This is a genomic window from Acidobacteriota bacterium (assembly GCA_016195325.1).
GTDB lineage: Bacteria > Acidobacteriota > Polarisedimenticolia > JACPZX01 > JACPZX01 > JACPZX01.
This window is the reverse complement of record JACPZX010000011.1, coordinates 1-18,743: the sequence shown is the minus strand read 5'-3', so window position 1 is coordinate 18,743 and position 18,743 is coordinate 1. Positions and strand designations below refer to the sequence as shown.

General features: G+C 66.6%; 16 protein-coding genes. 6 read left to right on the top strand and 10 right to left on the bottom strand.

Going from position 1 to position 18,743, the window contains the following annotated elements:
- Positions 1-73 precede the first annotated feature (73 nt).
- The 8 genes from HY049_01840 to HY049_01805 form a co-directional block, all read right to left on the bottom strand.
- Positions 74-2,782, bottom strand: coding sequence for a hypothetical protein (locus HY049_01840; protein MBI3447653.1), 2,709 nt, complete (start codon positions 2,780-2,782; stop codon positions 74-76).
- Between the two features lie 176 nt (positions 2,783-2,958).
- A complete protein-coding gene (locus tag HY049_01835; GenBank protein MBI3447652.1) occupies positions 2,959-4,410 on the bottom strand; it encodes a hypothetical protein in 1,452 nt (483 codons plus the stop codon).
- 59 nt (positions 4,411-4,469) lie between these two features.
- A complete protein-coding gene (locus HY049_01830; protein MBI3447651.1) occupies positions 4,470-4,751 on the bottom strand; it encodes a hypothetical protein in 282 nt (93 codons plus the stop codon).
- Positions 4,752-4,843: 92 nt separating this feature from the next.
- Entirely contained in the window at positions 4,844-5,779 is a 936-nt protein-coding gene (locus HY049_01825; protein ID MBI3447650.1) for an ABC transporter permease, read from the bottom strand.
- A gap of 39 nt (positions 5,780-5,818) precedes the next feature.
- Positions 5,819-6,130 carry an ABC transporter permease gene (locus HY049_01820; protein MBI3447649.1) on the bottom strand — a complete coding sequence of 104 codons (312 nt, stop codon included), beginning with the start codon at positions 6,128-6,130 and terminating at the stop codon, positions 5,819-5,821.
- Positions 6,123-7,337 carry an ABC transporter permease gene (locus HY049_01815; GenBank protein MBI3447648.1) on the bottom strand — a complete coding sequence of 405 codons (1,215 nt, stop codon included), beginning with the start codon at positions 7,335-7,337 and terminating at the stop codon, positions 6,123-6,125. The genes HY049_01820 and HY049_01815 overlap by 8 nt, the downstream gene beginning before the upstream one ends.
- Entirely contained in the window at positions 7,334-8,590 is a 1,257-nt protein-coding gene (locus tag HY049_01810; GenBank protein ID MBI3447647.1) for an efflux RND transporter periplasmic adaptor subunit, read from the bottom strand. Before HY049_01810 ends, HY049_01815 begins: the two co-directional genes overlap by 4 nt.
- Before the next feature lie 46 nt (positions 8,591-8,636).
- Positions 8,637-8,912, bottom strand: coding sequence for a hypothetical protein (locus HY049_01805; GenBank protein ID MBI3447646.1), 276 nt, complete (start codon positions 8,910-8,912; stop codon positions 8,637-8,639).
- Between the two features lie 56 nt (positions 8,913-8,968).
- Here HY049_01805 and HY049_01800 point away from each other — a divergent pair, with 56 nt between their 5' ends.
- The 4 genes from HY049_01800 to HY049_01785 all read left to right on the top strand — a co-directional run bounded on the left by HY049_01800 (position 8,969) and on the right by HY049_01785 (position 13,535).
- Positions 8,969-9,238 (top strand): DUF2938 family protein, encoded by a 270-nt coding sequence (locus HY049_01800; protein MBI3447645.1) that lies wholly within the window; start codon positions 8,969-8,971, stop codon positions 9,236-9,238.
- Between the two features lie 35 nt (positions 9,239-9,273).
- Positions 9,274-10,473 (top strand): ATP-binding protein, encoded by a 1,200-nt coding sequence (locus HY049_01795; protein MBI3447644.1) that lies wholly within the window; start codon positions 9,274-9,276, stop codon positions 10,471-10,473.
- A 13-nt stretch (positions 10,474-10,486) separates the two neighbouring features.
- Positions 10,487-11,845, top strand: a complete 1,359-nt coding sequence (locus tag HY049_01790; protein ID MBI3447643.1) for a hypothetical protein — start codon at positions 10,487-10,489, stop codon at positions 11,843-11,845.
- Between the two features lie 109 nt (positions 11,846-11,954).
- A complete protein-coding gene (locus tag HY049_01785) occupies positions 11,955-13,535 on the top strand; it encodes a hypothetical protein (GenBank protein MBI3447642.1) in 1,581 nt (526 codons plus the stop codon).
- A gap of 153 nt (positions 13,536-13,688) precedes the next feature.
- Here HY049_01785 and HY049_01780 read toward each other — a convergent pair whose 3' ends face one another.
- Positions 13,689-16,598, bottom strand: a complete 2,910-nt coding sequence (locus HY049_01780) for a hypothetical protein (protein ID MBI3447641.1) — start codon at positions 16,596-16,598, stop codon at positions 13,689-13,691.
- A 389-nt stretch (positions 16,599-16,987) separates the two neighbouring features.
- Here HY049_01780 and HY049_01775 point away from each other — a divergent pair, with 389 nt between their 5' ends.
- Both HY049_01775 and HY049_01770 read left to right on the top strand, forming a co-directional pair.
- Positions 16,988-17,611 (top strand): NYN domain-containing protein, encoded by a 624-nt coding sequence (locus HY049_01775; GenBank protein ID MBI3447640.1) that lies wholly within the window; start codon positions 16,988-16,990, stop codon positions 17,609-17,611.
- Between the two features lie 241 nt (positions 17,612-17,852).
- The gene (locus HY049_01770) at positions 17,853-18,191 is read left to right on the top strand and encodes a DUF4365 domain-containing protein (protein ID MBI3447639.1); all 339 of its coding nucleotides are present in this window, start codon (positions 17,853-17,855) and stop codon (positions 18,189-18,191) included.
- A gap of 8 nt (positions 18,192-18,199) precedes the next feature.
- Here HY049_01770 and HY049_01765 read toward each other — a convergent pair whose 3' ends face one another.
- A complete protein-coding gene (locus tag HY049_01765; protein ID MBI3447638.1) occupies positions 18,200-18,694 on the bottom strand; it encodes a transposase in 495 nt (164 codons plus the stop codon).
- Positions 18,695-18,743 lie beyond the last annotated feature (49 nt).

Genomic DNA, 18,743 nt, shown 5'->3' with positions numbered 1-18,743 from the left:
ACCAGCGCGGATGCGGCACGCGGGCTCGATTCGCCGCAGAAGGTTCGGACGGCCATCGACAGGTTATGTCAGGTCACTTCCGCACGACCGCGACGACGACGGGACTGAAGAACCTCTTGAGGGGATCCTTCGCCGGCGCGTCGACGTCGACCCCCTGGACCGTAATGAAGAGAAATCCGCCGTTCGCGGCCTTCTTGCAGAGGCTGACCCAGCTCTTTCGGGGCACTGTCCACGACGTGGTGGTCATGGTCGGGCTCGAGATCCCTTTCGACGCCTTGAAGCTCGATGCGGTGCTGATGAACACCTTGAGCCTGTCGAACTGGGCCTTGTTCCAGGAAATCGTCGGCTGCGACGTCATCGGGGAGGTGCAGTCAAGAATGTCATCGTCGAGAGGGTTCGACAGGAAGAGCGTGCAACCCCCCGGGACGTCGTCGGTGACACCGTCGCAATCGTCGTCGAGGCCGTTGCACGTTTCCGTCCACGGCGGGCGATCCGGCGTGCACGCGAGCGCTCCGTCACGGCAGTCCGTCCTTCCCGACGCGCAGATCCCCGGCAAACCGGTGCTGCACGCGGCGCCGCTTCCAGGGTTCCCCCCATCCACGGTCGCGTCACAGTCGTCGTCCACGCCATTGCAGCTCTCCTGAACCGCATTCCCCGGCACGCAACCGTCGACCCACAATCCGCTCCGGCAAGTCGCCTGCCCGACCGCCGCGCACGCCCCGACGCCGCAAGTGGTCGGAGCCGGGGGGACGCCGTCGTCCACGAGGCCATTGCAGTCGTTGTCCACGCCGTCGCACATTTCGACGACTCCCGGATGCACGGCGGAATTCGCGTCGTCGCAGTCTCCGCCGCCGTGGACGCAGACCGACGGTGACCCGGTGACGGCCATTCCGGCGTCGCAATAGCCGTCGCCGTCGTCGTCGCAGCGTTCGTCGATCGCTCCGTTGCCGTTGTCGTCCAGTCCGTCGCAAGCCGTCTCGGGCTGCGGGCCGTACTCCCACGTGTCGCCGACGCGGAAGAAAGTCCCGCCCCCGAACAGGACGACGCGGCGCAACTCGCCGTCATAGGCCATGGCATGCTCGAAGGTGTCGTGAGGGCCCCCTGGCGCCGTGACTTCCACCCACGCGGCGCCGTCCCACTCCCACGTGTCGGCCAGGAAACCGTCCCGGTTCCACCCGCCGAACATGACCATGCGGCTCCGCACGCTGTCGAACGCCATGGCATGGAAGGCGCGGGCGGGTGGACTTGTCGCAGGCTCACGCGCCACCCACGTCGCGCCGTCCCACTCCCACGTGTCGTCGAGATAGTTGCCGCCGTATCCACCGAACAGAACGACGCGCTTCCGCACGCTGTCGAAGGCGAGGGCATGTTCCCGCCGGGCGCTCGGGCTCACGGCGGGGGTGACGTTCACCCATACGGCGCCGTCCCACTCCCACGTGTCGCCGAGGGGGGTGCCGCTGGCAAGGTATCCACCGAAGAGAACCACCCGCCCCCGCGCGCTGTCGTACGCGAGGGCGTGGCCCTGGCGAGCGGGCGGGCTCGCCGCCGGCATGCGGTTCAGCCACGTGGCGCCGTCCCACTCCCATGTGTCGCCAAGATCGCTCCCGTTGGATCCGCCGAACAGAACGACGCGGCCCCTCCCGCTGTCGTACGCCAGGGCGTGCTCGAAACGATCCGGCGGGCTCGCCGCGGGATCGCGATGTATCCACGCGTCCCCGCGAAGCTCCCAGGTATCGCCCACCGGGCCGCCCCGGGAACCCCCGAACAGCACGACGCGGCCCCTCCCGCTGTCGTACGCTATGGCCGACGCAAGGCGGGAAGGCGGGCTCACCACCGGCGTGCGGTTCACCCAGATCGCTCCGTCCCACTCCCACGTGTCGGCGAAGAGGGCGTGATTGCCGGAACCCCCGAAGAGAAGCACCCGGCCGCGCGCGCTGTCGTGGGCCAGAGCGAGATCGGATCGTGCCGGCGGGATCACCGCGGGCGTCCGCTTCGCCCACGCGGCGCCATCCCACTCCCACGTGTCGTCGAGGCCGTTGACACCGCCCCCGAACAGCACGACGCGCCCGCGCCCGGCGTCGTAGCTCAGGGAATGATCGGCTCGGGCGGGTGGGCTCACTGCGGGGGTGACGTTCATCCAGTTGGAGCCGTCCCACTCCCACGTGTCGCCGAGGGTGATCCCGTTGTACCCGCCGAAGAGCACCACGCGGTCCCGCCGACTGTCATAGGCAAGGGCATGACCGCGACGACCGGGCGGGCTCACAGCAGGCGTGACGTTCAGCCAGACGGAACCGTCCCACTCCCACGTGTCGCCGAGAGCGCTTCCGTCGTACCCGCCGAAGAGCACGACGCGCTTCCGCGCGCTGTCGTAGACCATCGCATGATGCTCGCGGCCGGGCGGGCTCACGGCAGGTGTGATTTTCGCCCAGACGGAGCCGTCCCATTCCCAGGTGTCGGCAAGGGGATGGAAGGTGGCGTTCTCCCCCCCGAAGAGGACCACTCGCCCTCGCGCGCCGTCGTAGGCCGTGGCGTGCCAGTAGCGCGGCTCGGGGTTCGTCGCGGGCGTCCGCTCCGTCCATCTGTCGCCGTCCCACTCCCAAGTGTCGGCGAGGAAGTCGGTGCCGGTGAACCCGCCGAAGAGAACCGTGCGCCCCCGCCCGCTGTCGTAGGTCAGGGAGTGAGCGTTCCGGGCTGGCGGGCTTCGATCGGTCTTCTGCCATCCCACCGCGGCGGGGGCCGCGGTCGTGGCGAAGATGAGCAGTGAGAGGAGGAGAGAGGGCAACTGTGTTCGGCGTGGTGGGAGCATGGCGACGGCGGGAGTGTGTCTCAGCGGGCTTCGTACATATACCGCGAACTGGATGCGGGGTCAATCACAGCCACGCTCACCGCGCAGGCATCTGACGGCTTCGGCCCCGGCTCCACCTCTTCGATTTTCCGCAGGCCTCACCCAGGATCACCTCACTGTCGCAGGCTGTCGAGCGGCACCGCCTTCCCCGACAGGAGGACGGGAATCGCGATCTGGCCCTCCTCGCCCGTCCCCTCGGGACTCCACCACGCCTCGTACAGCCAACGGCTGTCGCAGAGCGGTCGGAGCGAGATCGAGCCGAGGCGCCAGCTCTCGCGATTCGGAAAGCTCCGACGAAACTCCGCGGTCGCGAGGCGAGCCGCCAGATCCACTGAAACAGGAATCTCTGCTCCTGTTGCAGGATCCCACGCCGGCGAGGCCTCGACGTCTTTGGCAGGGACCTCGATCTGTCTCAGGCGACCGTCGACCAGGTTGGGGAGGCCGAAGGGGGGCCGCACGCACGGCCTGGCCTCGTTCGCCTCCACCTGAAAGTCAGCCGCCGAAGTCGCCTGTCCTTCACCCGCGCTCAGAGACGTGAGGCCGTCAAGCGATACCGCGGCGCCGGTCATCAGGACGGGAAGCGTGAGCCGGCTCGTATCATTCCGGGAGTTGCCACCCCATGACACCTGGTACAACCAGCGCGCGGAGCAGTAGGGCATCAACGTGATCTCGTGGAGGTGCCACGCCTCCGGATGATGGAAGTACCGGCGCACCTCGGCGAACGCGAGTTGCGCGGCGCGACCGATCGAGAGAGGAGCCTGCCCCTCGTCACCGGGCTTCCACCGGGCGGAAGCGTCGACTTCCTGTTGCGTGAGGACGAGATCCTGTCTCCGCCCGCGGATCGAAACCCCGAAGGTCATGCTCGGCGGGCCGCAATCGGTCCCGGTTGGGGCGGGCGCGACCTTCGCCTCTCCTTCGGGCGCGCCTTCCTCGCGGACGAGCTTCAGCGTGCCCATGCGACGATCCCACGCGAACTCGCGCAGGGTGATCTTCGGAATCGCTTCGGGGTTGTTCAGCGGCGATTGATCCGGATCGTCGTGGGAGAGCACCAATCTGAGATCGGTGGTCCCATCTCCCGTCACGTCGAGGAAATGGGGCTCATATCGCCACGTGCCAAGACCGAAGAATCCGGAGAACGGCGTCGAGAGGATCGGATGGAAGGATGACTCCACCCATTGATACACGACGAGCGTCTCCTGGCGCACGTTGGTCCCGCGCCCCGATCCGGTGACGAGCACCAATTCCTCGAAGCCGTCCCCCGTCAGATCGACAAGTCCGAGACTGAACATGCCGTAGGACGAGTAGAACGGAAGCGCCCCGAGGCTCTTCGGCGTCCAATCATCAGTGGAGAGTTCTAGGACGAGATGCTCCTCCGGATCATTCGAGGTCTGGTCGCGAAAGGCCGGATCCAGCCGGACCGTGACGACGAACCCGGCGCGACGCGCGCTTTTCGGGTAGAGAAGCCGCGACGGCGAGACGATGAATGGGACGACCGTCGCGCCGGTCGGGCTCGCAGGAGGGTGCGAGGCCGCGAGCAGACCGAGGACGGACGCGAGGATCAGCAACTCTCACCTCGAGCGGCGACAGAGTGGGAGAATGGGGCGGGCGCACGCGCCCGCCCTCGTCAAGAGCTCAGCAGCAGCTCGGCGCCTTGCTGCACACGCCGCCGCCGCAGTCGGCGCTCGTGTTGCAGTCGGGTGTGAAGGAGCAGCCGCACCGGCAGAAGCCGCGGAGCGGCCTGGCTTCCTGACGCCGGCGCTTCCTGGCTCATGCCGGCCGGAGCGACGGCGCACCTCTCAGGGGTCGCCGCACGGGCGATGACCCCCGAGCTCAGCACGGCCCCGGCGACAAGAACCATGACCGCGATCCCCATCACCAGACTTCCCGAACGCGCGTGTCTCGACATCACTGACCTCCCATCGCTTGACGCGAAGACCCAGGGACGTGACGACGGTTCGTGGAGCGATTGTATCAGAGGTTCGTGCCGGCACGACCCCGTCACTCCCAGCGCAACGCCTCGATCGGATCGAGGCGCGAGGCCTTCACCGCGGGGTACGAGCCGAAGACGACCCCCACCCCCACCGAAACGAGAAGCCCCACGAGCGGCGACCACAGCGGGATCGCGGTGGGGAGGGCCGGGATGGTGAACTTCACCGCCGCCGAGATGAGGAGCCCCAGAGCGACCCCCACGGCGCCGCCGATCGAGCTGAGCGTGATGGCCTCGATGAGGAACTGGCCGATGACGTCGTACTTCATGGCGCCGAGGGCCCGGCGCACGCCGATCTCGCGCGTGCGCTGCGTGACCGAGATGAGCATGATGTTCATCACCCCCACCCCCCCGATCAGCAGCGAGATCAGCGCGACGAAGACCATGGCTCCGGTGACGCCGCCGGTGATGGCGCGGAACTGCGAGATGAGCTGGTCGGGGGTGACGAGGCCGAAGTCGTTGGGCTTGTTGAAGGGGACCTTGCGGCGGGCGCGCAGGACCGCGACCGACTTCTCGATCACGCTCTCGAGGTCCTCGGTGCGCGCGGGGACGACGTTCAGGCTCACGCCGTCGCGGCGCACCTGGAAGCCGAACTGGCGGTCGAAGGCGCCGTACGGCAGGACGACCTTGTTGTCCGGCGAGAATCCGAACTGCGCCCCCTTCTTCTCCAGGACGCCGATGACGCGGTAGCGCAGCCCCTCGATCGTGATCTCCTTGCCGATCGGCTCCTGCCCCGGGAAGATGGCGTCCCGGACTTCGGACCCCACCACGGCCACGAGCGCGCTGTGCTCGACCTCCTCGTGCGTGAAGAAGCGCCCCCGGCCGACGTTGTAGGCCGTGCCCGTCGGGTAGAACTCGTCGGCGCCGAGGAGGTACGGGGAGTTCGCCTCGAGGCTCCCGTTCTTCACGTGGATCACGGCGTCGAAGTAGCCCACGAGGCTCGCCACGGTGGCCTCGGGAATCGCGTCGCGCAGCGCCTGGGCGTCCTACACGGTCAGGTTGTGCCTGCGCCGATCCTCGTCGCTCCGCGGTCCGCCCGGGCCGAAGCGGTCCTCGTACTTCTGGAACTGGATCCGGTTCGCGCCGAAGGCCTGCAAGTTGCCGATCACGTTGTTGTTGAATCCGGTGACGATGGCGACCATCGCCATCACGGTGGTCACCCCGACGACGATGCCGAGGATCGTCAACCCCGATCGCAGCTTGTACTCGAGGAGCGCCCCCATCGCGAAGCGCACGTTGGCGGCGAGGCCGCGCCGGAGCGCCGCCCAGAGGAGCCTCGCGCCGCGCGGCTTACTCATGGCGCAGGGCCTCGACCGGCGGCAGCTTCGCCGCCGCGGCCGCCGGGGCCAGGCCCGCCACGAGCCCCGTGAGCGTCCCCGTCGCGAGGCCGAGGGCCACGAAGGCGGGCTTGAGGGCGGCCGGGAAGATCTGGCTGACGGCAAGCGCGACGAGCGCGCCGCCGATCACCCCGCCGGCCCCCCCCAGCGTGGCGAGGAGCGAGGATTCCAGCAGGAACTGCCGCCGGATGTCGCGCCTCTTCGCGCCGAGGGCCATCCGGAGGCCAATCTCCTGCGTGCGCTCCACGACCGACACGAACATGGTGTTGGCGATCACGATGGCGCCGACGACGAGGGAGATGCCGGCGATCAGGATCATCACGATGAAGGCCGCCGCCGAGATCGAGCGCCAGAGCGACTGGATCGCCTCGGCGCCCACGACCCCGAAGGGGTCTTCGGCGAGGAAGGGGGTCTTCCGCAGCGATCGCAGCAGCGTCCGCACCTCCCCTTCCGTCTCGTCGAGCCCCGGCATCCCGCGGGCGGGGCGCACCAGGATCGAGATCCCGTCGTTCGACGTCATGACCTTCTGCAGAAACGACAGCGGCACGAAGATCACCTTGTCGCGGTTCTGGCCGAGGACGTTCCCCAGCTTCGTCTGAAGGCCGATCACGCGCAGCGGATATCCGTGGACGTAGAGCGTCCTCCCGATGGGATCGAGGTTCGGGAAGAGCTGGTCCTTCACGTCGTAGCCGATGACGGCGACCGCGGCGGCGTGCTCGTCCTCCACCGCGTTGAAGAAGCGCCCCGCCTGGAGATCGATCTTGAGGAGCGTCGAGGCGTTGGCCGTGTAGCCGGTGAAGGGAACGTCCGCGAGCTTCGCCGCCCCCGCGTGCACGGTCGCGACCTGGTCCGCCTGCCCGCCGACGGCGCCGCACGATCGGCACTCGGCGCGCACGACGTCGAGATCGCGCGCCGTCACGGGCTTGCGCTTGCGGGCCAGGATGAACTCGCTCCGGCTGCGGATGAGGCCGTACTTCGTGAAGACCAGGACGTCGGGGTTCAGATTGACGACCTTGTTGAGCACGTAGTCATTGAGGCCGCTGATCACCGAGAGGACCGAGACGACCGTCATCACGCCGATGATCACGCCGAGGAGCGTGAGCCCCGAGCGCAGTTTGTGCGCGCGGAGCGCCTGGATGGCGACGGCGAGGAGATCCCTCAGGCTCACCCGCCGGCTTCCTTCTCGGCGGCCTTCCGCTGCTCGTCGGTCATGCGTTTCACCTGGTCGCCGTCCTTGATCTCGCGAAGCGCCTTGAAGGGCCCCGTGACGATCTCCTCGCCCGGCTTGAGCCCCGCCGAGAGCTCGACCATCAGCCCTCCCGACAGCCCCGTCTTCACGGGGACGAAGACGGCCTTGCCGTCGCGCAGGGCGTAGAGCCCCTCCTCCGTCTTCAGCGTCCCCGCCTCGGTCTTCTCACCCTTCGTCGAGTCGCGCACGACGACGGCGGCCAGCGGCACGACCGCCACCTTCTCCTTCCGCCCCGTGATGATGTCGGCCGTGACGGAAAAGCCCGGCCGGATCTCAGCCGGCGGCTCGAGCACCTTGACCTTCACCTTGAAGTTGATGGCGTCCGAGGTCGTCGTCAGCCCCTGGAGATCCGTGTCGTCCTTGAGGATCGGCGAGTGCCCGACCTCCGTGACCAGGCCGTCGAAGCTCCGGCCCGGATACGCGTCGACGTGCAACACGGCCTTCTGCCCGACCTTGACGGTCGGCGTGTCGGTCTCGTCCACCATCAGGACCGCCTGGACGCTGGCCATGTCCGAGATCGTCATGAGCTGCGTGCCTGGGTTGTTCATCGTGCCGATCACCGTCACCTCGCCGGCCTTGACGCGCAGCGTCGTGACGACGCCGTCGATGGGGGCGCGGATGGTCGTCTTCGAGAGGGTGTCGCGCGACGCGTCGAGCCCGGCGCGCGTCTGCTCGACGCGGTTCTCTCCCGATTCGAACGTCGCGCGCGCCGTCTCGAGGAACGATCGGGCCTTCTGGAACTCGGATTCGGAGGTGATCTGCGCCTCGTAGTTGCGGCGGGCGCGCTCGAAGTCGCGCTCGGCCTGCTCCATCGTCGCCTTCGCGGAGTCGCGGTCGGAGAGGCTGACTTTCAGCGCCGCGCTCGATCCCGCCTCGTCGGCGGCCGCCCGGTTCCGGTCGATCTGGAGGAGGAACTGCCCCTTCGTGACGTTGTCCCCCTCGGTCACCGCGAGGTTGAGGATCTGGCCCATGACGAGCGCCGACAGCTCCACCCGGTTCTCGGCCTGGATCTTTCCGTTGGCGGTCACCTTCGAGACGATGTCCTCCGTCCCGACCTTGCCGGCCGTGACGGGAGTTCCCTTGTTCTTCTGGCGCTGCCAGGCGGCGAAGCCTCCCCAGGCGACGGCGCCGACCACGACGAGGACGATGATGCGCTTCTTGGTCTTGGACATGGAGGGAGGGATTCTCCTGGATGGGCATTCCTGGGTATGGTGCGGGCTATTCTACGGTGGGGGCGGACGGAAGTGTCAACGAGTCGTGGCGGCGGATGGCCTCGACGATCCGCGCCAGCTCCGCGGGCTCGAAGTCGGCGCCGTAGAAGCGCACGAAGAGGCGCACGCGCAGATCGTCAGGGCTCTCGGCCTTCACGCTCGCGAGGACGATCTCGCGGGACGCCTCGAACATGTCGGCGCCCATCCGGACGCGCTCCTCACCGCTGCGCCGCATGAGCATGTCGCGGTATACCTTCTCGACTTCCGGGAAGGTGTCTCTCACACGTCCGGTATACGACGCGCCACGGGGGAACGCAACCTCGGCGATAACCTGAGTTCATGGTCGAGCTCCTCACGCGCGGAGCGTTCATCGGTGCGGGAGCCGCCGCGCTGATGGACGCCCCGGCGCTCGTCGCGCGACGCGCGTTCGACATCCAGGGGCTCGATTGGGCTCGATCTCCCGCGCTCTGGCCGCCTCTTCTGATCGGCCTGGGAACGATCGTGGCCCCCTGGTTCGTCATGCAGCCCGCCATGGGCGCCGGCATCGCGGCGTCGAAAACGCCGAACCCCGGCGACGCACGGCTGCGGAACCTCGCCACGCAGGGTTGACACTCTTTGGATTTTCTGGGAAAATCCAAAGTGACATGTTGCATTTTCGCCGCACGATCCAGGGCGCTCTCGATCGCCACCTGCGCCGGGGCAAGAGCATCCTCCTGCTGGGGCCCAGGCAGACCGGCAAGACGACGCTTCTCTCGGAGATGGCGGCGGACCTCAACCTCTCCCTGGTCGCGCCGACGGTGAGGCAGCGTTACGAGAAAGACCCTTCCCTTCTGGCCGGTGAGATCCGAGCCTTGCCGCGGCCCCGGGGAGGCGGCCGGAAGCCGCTCGTGACCATCGACGAGGTCCAGAAGGTGCCGGCCCTCATGGACGTCGCACAGGATCTCATCGATCGCGACGAGGCCCGGTTCGTCTTCACCGGCTCGTCCGCGCGCAAGCTGCGGCGCGGCCGCGACCTCAACATGCTTCCCGGCCGGCTGGTGGCGCTGCGCCTCGATCCGCTCACGATTGAAGAGCACCTCCCGGCAAGCCTGGATGAGGCCCTCCTCTTCGGAGCCCTCCCGGCCATCCGCCGGCTTCGCGTCCGGGAGGACCGGGAAACCGACCTCCGTTCCTACGTCGAGACCTACCTGGAGGAAGAGGTCAGGCAGGAGGCCCTCGTCCGCAACGTGGGGCTGTTCGGAAGGTTCGTGGAGCTGGCGGGTCAGGAATCCGGCCGCATCGCCAACTACACGAAGATCTCGCAGGAGATCGGCGTTTCAGCCGTGAGCGTGCGCACCTACTACGAGATTCTGTGCGATTGCCTGGTCGCGGAGCGCGTCGATCCCGTCACCCGAAGCGCCACCCGTAAGAAGCTGACGAAGGCGAGCCGTCACCTCCTGTTCGATCTCGGCGTCCGCCGGCTGGCGGCGGGCGAGGGCCGCCGGCTGCACCCTTCGCGAGTGGGCGATCTTTTCGAGCAGTTCGTGGGCCTGGAGCTGATCCGTCTTTGCCGCATCCACGCGCCAGCCGCGCGGCTCCGGTTCTGGCGCGACCCTGGCGGCCCGGAGGTGGACTGGGTCCTGGAGCACGAGGGGCGCTACCTTCCGATCGAGGTCAAGCTGACGGACCGACCCTCCGAGCGGGACGCGCGGCATCTGATGGTCTTCCTTGCGGAATACGGGGCGAAGCGGGGATTCGTGGTCTGCACGACGCCGAGGCCGGTCCGGCTGGGACGGCGCGTCACGGCGATCCCCTGGCAGGAATTGCCCGCCCTCGTCTCGTCGATGTCGCGAGAACGCGGATGATCGAGGGGGAGCCATGAGCCGCTCGCGTCGGTCCGCGGCCTTTGCGGCTCTCGTTCTCCTCTTCTCCGCCCCGGCGCTTCGGGCCGCCGAGCCGCGCGCGATGGCGCTTGCGGGCGGCACGATCGTCGACGTGTCGAATTTCGGGAACTCGACGCGCGACATTCCCGATTCCGTGGTGATCCTGCGCGGCGGCCGGATCGTCGCCGCCGGCGCTCGGAGCGACGTCCCGATCCCCGGCGACGCCGACATCGTCGACGTCCACGGCAAGTACCTCCTCCCCGGCCTGATCGACGGCTTCGCGGGATTGAACAGCCAGGCGCAGGCGAACGCCTACCTTTATATGGGGGTGACGTCGATCGTCGGCATGTCGGACGAGCGTCGCGGAGAGCTGCTCCTCGACGCGCATCCGTCTCCGCGGATCTACCCGCTCGACACCGCCGGGATTGCCGAGAAGGACGGGAAGGCCGTGGCGCTTCCGGAAGGAGAAGCGCTCGCGGACCTCGAAGCGGCTTCGCGGCGCGGGGTCAAGGTCCTCCTCGTCTACTACCCGATCCCGCCGCCGCTGGCGCGCTCGCTCGTCGCCCGGGCGAAGCAGCTCGGGATGGCGACGATCGGCGAGCTGGGCGTGACGCCCTATCCCGCCGCGATCGAGTGCGGCGTCCAGGCCTTCGTGCACACGAGCCGGTACTCCCTGCAGCTTGCCCCGGACGCGCTCCACGCGGAGGTCGCCGCCGATCCCTTCGGCCCGCCGAAGGCGAAGTTCTACGATCTCCTATCGAAGCTTCCCGCGGACGACCCAGGTCTCGCGCGTTACGCCTCAATCCTCGGGAGGTCGCGCGTCGGCCTCATCCCGACGATGAGCCTGGGGTATCTGGACCTTCCGGGGCACGCGAACCCGTGGAAGGAGCCGGTCGCCGCGATCCTGGACCCGAACGGCATCCATCTCCCCGCGGATCCCTTGACGGGGGAGCGCAGGCCCGATCCGAGAATCGCCGCCGACTACTCCCCTTCGGTTCTCGCGGCGACGTTGCTGCGCATCGAGGAGCGTTACCGTCAGGCCGGGGCTCATTACCTGGCGGGGAGCGGGACGTCGGCGTTCGGGACGATGCCGGGGATCTCGCTGCACACGGAGCTCGCGATGCTCCACCGCATCGGGCTGACGCCGCGTCAGGCGATTGCGGCCGCGACGGGAAACTTTCGGGAGCTGTTCGGGTGGAGCGATGTGGGGAGTCTTTCGGCGGGGAGCCGGGGGGATGTGCTGGTGCTGGACAGAAACCCGGTCGAGGACCTGGGAAATCTGAAGGCGATCGCGCGGCTCTATCTCGCCGGTGAGGCGGTCGATCGCGCGGGGCTCTTGCACCCAAAGCGGTAGAGGGTTCGATATCTCGACTTGACCGCGCCTCCTATCCGGTGTACCTACTTGGATACAATTCGCGCAATGGGACAGGGGGTTCCGTCCGGCCGCCGGGGGGTGAGGTGTGATGACTAGACGCATCGTGGGTCGAATCTTTCTTTGCAGCGCGTCGCTGGGGCTCAGCCTCGCCGTCGCCCTGGCCGCGACGAGCGGCGACGGCATCTACCGGGTCTCGGTCCAGAGCAGCCCAGCCGGCGTGGGAGTCGGCGTCTACACGGCGACCACCGGCTCGACGCATCCCGTCTTCGGCTCGCTCGGATCGCAGAACGTCCTCTTCGGCGGAGGGATCCCGGGCACCTCGTACACGACGATACGCTCGTACACCTCCGGAACCGATTACGTCCAGCGCAACGGGCTGACGCTCGATCCCAACGCGCCGACGACGATCGAGCTCGAGGGGTACGTTGCCGCCGGCGAGGAGGCGCTCCCGGTCGGCGACCCCAACCACCCGACGGGGTTCACGACGATCTACCGCCTCGGTGACGTCGCCGCGGCCCCCGACCTCCTCCTCATCCGGCAGACGGCCGCCGTCGTCGGGACGGTGTTCAACGACTCCGCCGTCATGCTGAGGACCGAGATCACGAACAACGCGGACATCCCGGTCTCGGTCGGCGTGAGGTACCTCTGGGACTTCCAGATCGGATCCGAGGACGACGGCCCTTCGTTCAAGACCCTCGGCCCCACCGGTGCACCGCTCGCCACCGACGCCGTCCTCTCCTCCCCCGCCTTCTCGACTTTCGAAATCATCGACGACGACGATCCATCGAATTGCCTGGGGGTCGGGAACTCCCCCTTCCCCTTCTTCGCGGTCCAGGGAAGCGTGAACGGCCCGGCACTGCTGGCGCCGACGCCGCCGACGCGCCTCGCGTACGTTTCGTGGCCCGACGCCTCGGGGCTCGCCGCCAAGGTCGGCGGCGTCATCTCGGCGTTGAACGCCTTCGACTACGCCACGCTCGGCGTGGACGTCAGTTCCTGCCTCACTTCGGTCGACGACACGGGGGTTGCCTCCTGGTGGGGAGACTCCGCGGGCGACGCCCTCACGATCGCGGGCCACAAGACGGTTTCCGTCACCGCTTACATCTTCGCCTACGCGCCCGGCGCGCCGCCGACGTTCCTGCCCTCCGGCGTGGAGGGTCCGCCGGGGGATCCGTCCTGCTCGGACGGCATCGACAACGATAGTGATGGTCTGGTGGATGGGGCCGATCCGGACTGTCTCAACACGCCGCCCGACTGCAGCGCGGCGGCGCCTTCCTCGAGCGTTCTCTGGCCGCCGAATCACAAGTTCAAGTCCGTCTCGGTTGGGGGGGTCACCGACGCGGATGGGGATCCTGTCTCCATTACGGTGAACTCGATCTCGCAGGATGAGCCTCTTGTCGCGCCGGGGGACGGGCACAAGTGTCCCGATGCTTCGGGTGTGGGGGGTGACACGGCGTCTTTGCGCGTCGAGCGGAGCGGGCGTCTCGATGGTCGCGTGTACCACGTCGGGTTTACCGCCGACGATGGCAACGGGGGGCAGTGCTCGGGCACGGTGTCGGTGTGCGTGCCGCACGATCGGGGGAAGCACGCGAGCTGCGTGGACCAGGGTGCGCTTGTCGATTCGACGGGGCCGTGTGCGGGGAAGCCGCCGCACGGGCATGGGAAGCCTTAGGGGAAGGGGGTCTCGGGTCGGGGCGTCGCGCTCGGAAGTGCGGAGTGGAAGGCTTCCCGTCAGCGAAGTGGTCTCATGCTACCCGGATCGGAGACGGGGGGTTCGTTGCTCGGAGCGGCGATCGCGGCGGCAAGGAGGATCGCGGGCTGATGTCTACTGGCAAGGATTGTCATTCGGCCGCGGCGTCCCGTTGCTCCGGTTCCCGAGGGAGCCCTCCGAGCCCGCGCTGACGCCGGTTACGAGGTAGTAGACGACCCTCCCCAGACCTGGTACGAACGGATCGAACAGCGACCCAGTCGTCATGCCACAGAACTGATCAGCCGCAGGCACCAAGGAAGGGTCTTGTGTGAAGATCCCGGTGGTCCTCAACGTCTTCATGTCGCCTCGATAGACGTTGTAGGAGGAGAACCCCTGCTCGCGTTGGTATAGGACCGACGTTGAGGCCGGCGAGTTGACCATGATCAAGCCGTCGTTCAGGTCGCAGACGTCTCCCTCGAAGTCGTGGTCGAAATCGGCCTGGTCATCGTTCGGGGTAAACGCGCAGTTGTCGCACACGTCTCCCGCCCTATCGCCGTCCGCGTTGTCCTGGGAGGGGTTGTAGTCCGCCGGGCAGTTGTCGCAGACGTCGCCTCGCTGGTCCGAATCCGTGTCCGTCTGGCTGGGGTTGTAGGTGGTCAGGCAATTGTCGCACGCGTTGCCCACTCGGTCGTGGTCGGTGTCGGACTGGCTCGGGTTGAACGCGAACCGGCAGTTGTCGCAGGCGTTGTGGACGCCGTCGGAATCGGAATCGAGCCCGGCCGCGTCCTCGTCGATGAGACCATTGCAGTTGTTATCGAGATTGTCGCAGACCTCGGCCGCTGGCTGCAGGTTCTGAGTGCAGGCAATGGAACCAGCCACGCAGTTCGTCGTGCCGATCGAGCAGATCCCCTGTAGCCCCGTGTTGCACGACAGGCCGCCGCCTGGATTTCCATCATCCACAACTAGATCGCAGTCGTTGTCCTTGCCATCACAAGTCTCGGTCGCAGATGGGTGAATTGAGGGGTTCGTGTCGTCACAATCTCCTGCGCCCAGCGAGCACACCGCGGGTGAGCCGACGACTGTCATAGCGGCATCGCAGTAACCATCCAAGTCGTCATCGCAGCCTTCGTCAATACTTCCATTGTAGTTGTCGTCGAGGCCGTCGCACAGGAACTCCGTTCCTGGGTAATCCCACGTGTCGGCCACTGGGTCGCCATTCCAGCCCCCGAACAAGACCACGCGACTCCGTGCGACGTCGTAAGTCAACGCATGATCTGATCGGGCGGGCGGACTCAGCGCGGGCGTCACGTTCACCCACGCCGTGCCATCCCACTCCCAGGTGTCGGCGAAAAAGTCGTTAGAGCCGGTCCATCCCCCGAACAAGACCACTCGGCCCCGTGCGCTGTCGTAAGCCATGGCATGGGCATAGCGGCGGAGTGGACTCACCGCGGGCGTGGCGTTCACCCAAGAAGCACCATCCCACTCCCACGTGTCGACACCCGAGGGATAGCCCCCGAACAAGACCACGCGGCCCCGTGCGCTGTCGTAAGCGACGGCATGCGAATCTCGAGGGGGGGGGCTCACCGCGGGTGAGACATTGCTCCAGGTTGTGCCGTCCCACTCCCACGTGTCGCCAAGGTATTGGTTGCCGTTGTAACCGCCGAACAAGACCACGCGGCCCCGTACGCTGTCGTAGGCCAATGCATGACCCTCCCGGGGAGGTGGACTCACCGACGGAGTGACCTTGACCCACGAACTACCATCCCACTCCCATGTATCGGCAAAAAACTGGCTGTACCCCGTCCATCCCCCGAACAAGACCACGCGACCCCGTGCGCTGTCGTAGACCATGGCATGGCGGGAGCGGGCAGGGGGGCTCACCGCGGGGGTGACGTCGCTCCAGGTCGTGCCGTCCCACTCCCACGTGTCAGCAAGGAAAGGTCCACTGAAGTAGTTCTGGCTCCCACCGAACAGGACGACGCGACCCCGGGCGCTGTCGTAGGCCAACGCATGATCAGATCGGGCGGGCGGACTAACCGCGAGCGCGACGCCCACCCACGCGCTGCCATCCCATTCCCATGTATCGGCAAGGTAGTAGGGGGAAACCTCTCTCAGGCCCCCGAACAGGATAACGCGGCCACGCGCGCTGTCATAGGCCATGGCATGACCGTACCGTGCGGGCGGGCTTACTGCGGGCGTGACGTCCACCCACGCCGCCCCGTCCCACTCCCAAGTGTCGGCAAGGAAACCATTGCCATAGCCACCGAACAGAACCACCCGGCCACGCGCGCTCTCGTAGGCCATGGCATAGGTCATTCGGGCAGGCGGACTCGCCGCGGGCATGACTCTTACCCATACGGTCCCGACCCGCTCCCACGTGTCGTCAAGGTGGCTGCCATTGCTGCCCCCGAACAGAACCACCCGGCCGCGCGCGCTGTCGTAGGCCATGGCATGGTTGCTGCGGGCGGGCGGGCTGACAGCAGGCGTAACGTTTACCCACGTGGTGCCGTCCCATTCCCAAGTGTCCGCAAGGTAGTAGGGGGCGGCCGCTGACCGTCCCCCGAATAGAACGATCCGAGCCCGCGCGCTGTCATAGGTCAACGCGTGTACGAAACGCGCCGGTGGGCTGACCGCAGGCGTGACGTTCACCCACGCCGTGCCGTCCCACTCCCATGTGTCGGCAAGGAAACCGTTCAGGCCGTTGCCGCCGAACAGAACCACCCGGCCACGCGAGCTGTCGTAGGCGAGAGCATGACCGTAGCGGGCGGGCGGGCTGACCGCGGGCGTGACGTTCACCCACGCCGTGCCGTCCCACTCCAACGTGTCGGAAAGTAGACCGCTGTCACCTACGCCCCCGAACAGAACCACGCGACCGCGCGCGCTGTCGTAGGCGATGGCGTGAAAATGGCGGTCGGGTGGCTTTGGACCGACGTTCCCCCACCCGACAGAGGCGGCAGCGAGGGTCGTCCCAACCACGATGGACAAGAGGAGCAGGAAAGCGCTCCGCGGCACGTTCCATCGACAGAACGGCGTGGTTGTCCTCATAGCTCCAAGGATACCCTGCAGCGATGCTGCAGCGGAGGAGCAGACGTGAAATCAACAACGGCGCGAAACCCAAATGGCAAGCGCACGCAGCAAGCGAACGCCATCGAAATCGTCACGCATCCGGCGGGGCGCATGCGGTCTCCAGGGAACGAGAGAGCGAGACTATCCACGACGCCTCTCGCGGGCAGGAGCCTCTCTTATACTCCAAAACGTATCCACGGTCAATGACTTCCCGCTGCCAACATCGACCAGCGCCCGTCGCGCCGTTCGCCCACGGGTGCAACTTTACCAAAGACGACGTCTTCACTCCCTGACCGGCATCGCAACTTCCGAGCCATAATCGACAGCGTGGTATCCTGACGTTGGGCACGCTCCGGAGGTCCCAGGCCATGGTTTCGAATGCGATTACATCCGCGAGTCTGGGCCACCCGTGGATGATGTTCGTCGATGGCGAGAACTTCACCATACGAGCGCAGGAAGTGGCGTCCTCGACCGGACGAGTCCTGATTCCGGGTCAGCACTACTTGAAGGACACCCATTTTTGGTTTCCGGGCCAAGGCCTTTCAGGAGACCGCAAGCTCGCCTTCGGGCGGCTGAATCTCGCCCTCCGATCATTTCGTTCCTACTTCTACACTGCGGTGCAAGGAGACGACATCAAGTTGGATGACGTCCGCGAGGCTCTTCTCGCGCTCGCGTTCTCACCCAAGGTCTTTCGCAAGCCAAAGGGAGGGAGGTCCAAGGGTGTCGATGTGAGCCTCACGACGGACGTCCTTGCCCACGCTCAGCAGGGCAGCTACCAAGCGTGCGTGCTCGTCGCCGGAGATGGCGATTACGTTCCGCTCATCCAGGAGGTCAGGCGGTTGGGACGAAACGTCTTCGTCGCGTTCTTTAAGAACAATGGGCTCAGTCCGGAGCTTCGACTGGAAGCCGACGACTTTCTAGACTTGACTGACCTGCTGCTGAAGCAGGGCACGCAGGAGAAGGCCCCTGAGGCACTACACGGGCCCAGATGACGACTCGCCTTCTTGCTCAAGGGCCGACTGGCAACTCCCCTCGTGACAGCAATGGGCAGGGTTCGATCGGCGCTCTGGGTTCCACTCGCTTCGCCAAGACAGAAGAACTGATGTACGGCCAAGAACCGCGTGGCGCTTCGGATGGTCACGCGGGACGCCCATTGTTTGCGACGGTGCGCGACCGGAAGGACTTGGCCGACATTGGCTTGTCGGTCACGACGACGAGGAGGGGGCCAACACCGTGAGCGACGAGAAGGGCGAACGCGCTCGACGCTCACTGGGCCCTTTACCTTCATCGCCAGAATCTAGCGACCTGGAGCGTAAGAGCTGGCAGGCACTTCAGGCTTGTCTCCCTGCGGATCAACTCATTCCCCGTGATGATCGCGCTAATGATTTCGGCGTCGACTTCAGTCTCGAAGTCGTCTATGAAGGACATCCCACAAACTGCCGGGCCAGGTGTCAGCTAAAGGCCCGATCAGGCACCCAAGCGACCGATGACGGGAGCATTCGTGTCAGAGTCACCACCAAGAATCTCAACTACCTTCTGAACGGGGAGGCGCCTCTTTACTTCCTCTCATAGGGTAGTCCTTAAGCCCTGACACCGACGTATTCGAGCCCGAAGCGCATGCGTCCCGACACGCGATCTCGTTTCGGATGAGCGCGGGCGGCGTTGTTGAGCAGGAACTCGACAGCGTCGTCGAGGATTGAGTGCAGATCGTGGAACTTGTCCAGGATGCAGCGCGTCAGGTCGCCGAGGATCTGGACACCGCACTTCGCGGCACGCTGGGTGGAGATCGCGACGTTTCGGCCGGCCCGCTGACTCGCGTGCGCGAGGCTCCGCTTCAGCGCCGCAGCGCACAGACTCGCCCAGATGAGCCCCTCCACCAGGTGAACGTTCGCGCTCGCGAACTCGTGGAGGTTCGAGAACGACTTCCACTCCTTGAAGACGAGCTCGATCTGCCAGCGCAACCGGTAGACGTCGCACGTCTGTTTGGCCGTCAGGATTCTCCGGCCCACGTTGGTGACGAGGACCATGAACTGCTTCGTCGATGGATTCCAGGAGAGCACCATCCGGAGCTTCAAGCTTCCGCCCTGGGGCCGCTCCCACTGGACCACAAGATCCAGCCGCCGT

What these genes read in the sequence shown, in the direction of transcription:
- HY049_01810 (MBI3447647.1), bottom strand. Translation starts at nt 8,590, where the DNA reads ATGTCCAAGACCAAGAAGCGCATCATCGTCCTCGTCGTGGTCGGCGCC.
- HY049_01795 (MBI3447644.1), top strand. Translation starts at nt 9,274, where the DNA reads ATGTTGCATTTTCGCCGCACGATCCAGGGCGCTCTCGATCGCCACCTG.
- HY049_01800 (MBI3447645.1), top strand. Translation starts at nt 8,969, where the DNA reads ATGGTCGAGCTCCTCACGCGCGGAGCGTTCATCGGTGCGGGAGCCGCC.
- HY049_01830 (MBI3447651.1), bottom strand. Translation starts at nt 4,751, where the DNA reads ATGTCGAGACACGCGCGTTCGGGAAGTCTGGTGATGGGGATCGCGGTC.
- HY049_01790 (MBI3447643.1), top strand. Translation starts at nt 10,487, where the DNA reads ATGAGCCGCTCGCGTCGGTCCGCGGCCTTTGCGGCTCTCGTTCTCCTC.
- HY049_01820 (MBI3447649.1), bottom strand. Translation starts at nt 6,130, where the DNA reads ATGAGTAAGCCGCGCGGCGCGAGGCTCCTCTGGGCGGCGCTCCGGCGC.
- HY049_01785 (MBI3447642.1), top strand. Translation starts at nt 11,955, where the DNA reads ATGACTAGACGCATCGTGGGTCGAATCTTTCTTTGCAGCGCGTCGCTG.
- HY049_01775 (MBI3447640.1), top strand. Translation starts at nt 16,988, where the DNA reads ATGGTTTCGAATGCGATTACATCCGCGAGTCTGGGCCACCCGTGGATG.
- HY049_01780 (MBI3447641.1), bottom strand. Translation starts at nt 16,598, where the DNA reads ATGAGGACAACCACGCCGTTCTGTCGATGGAACGTGCCGCGGAGCGCT.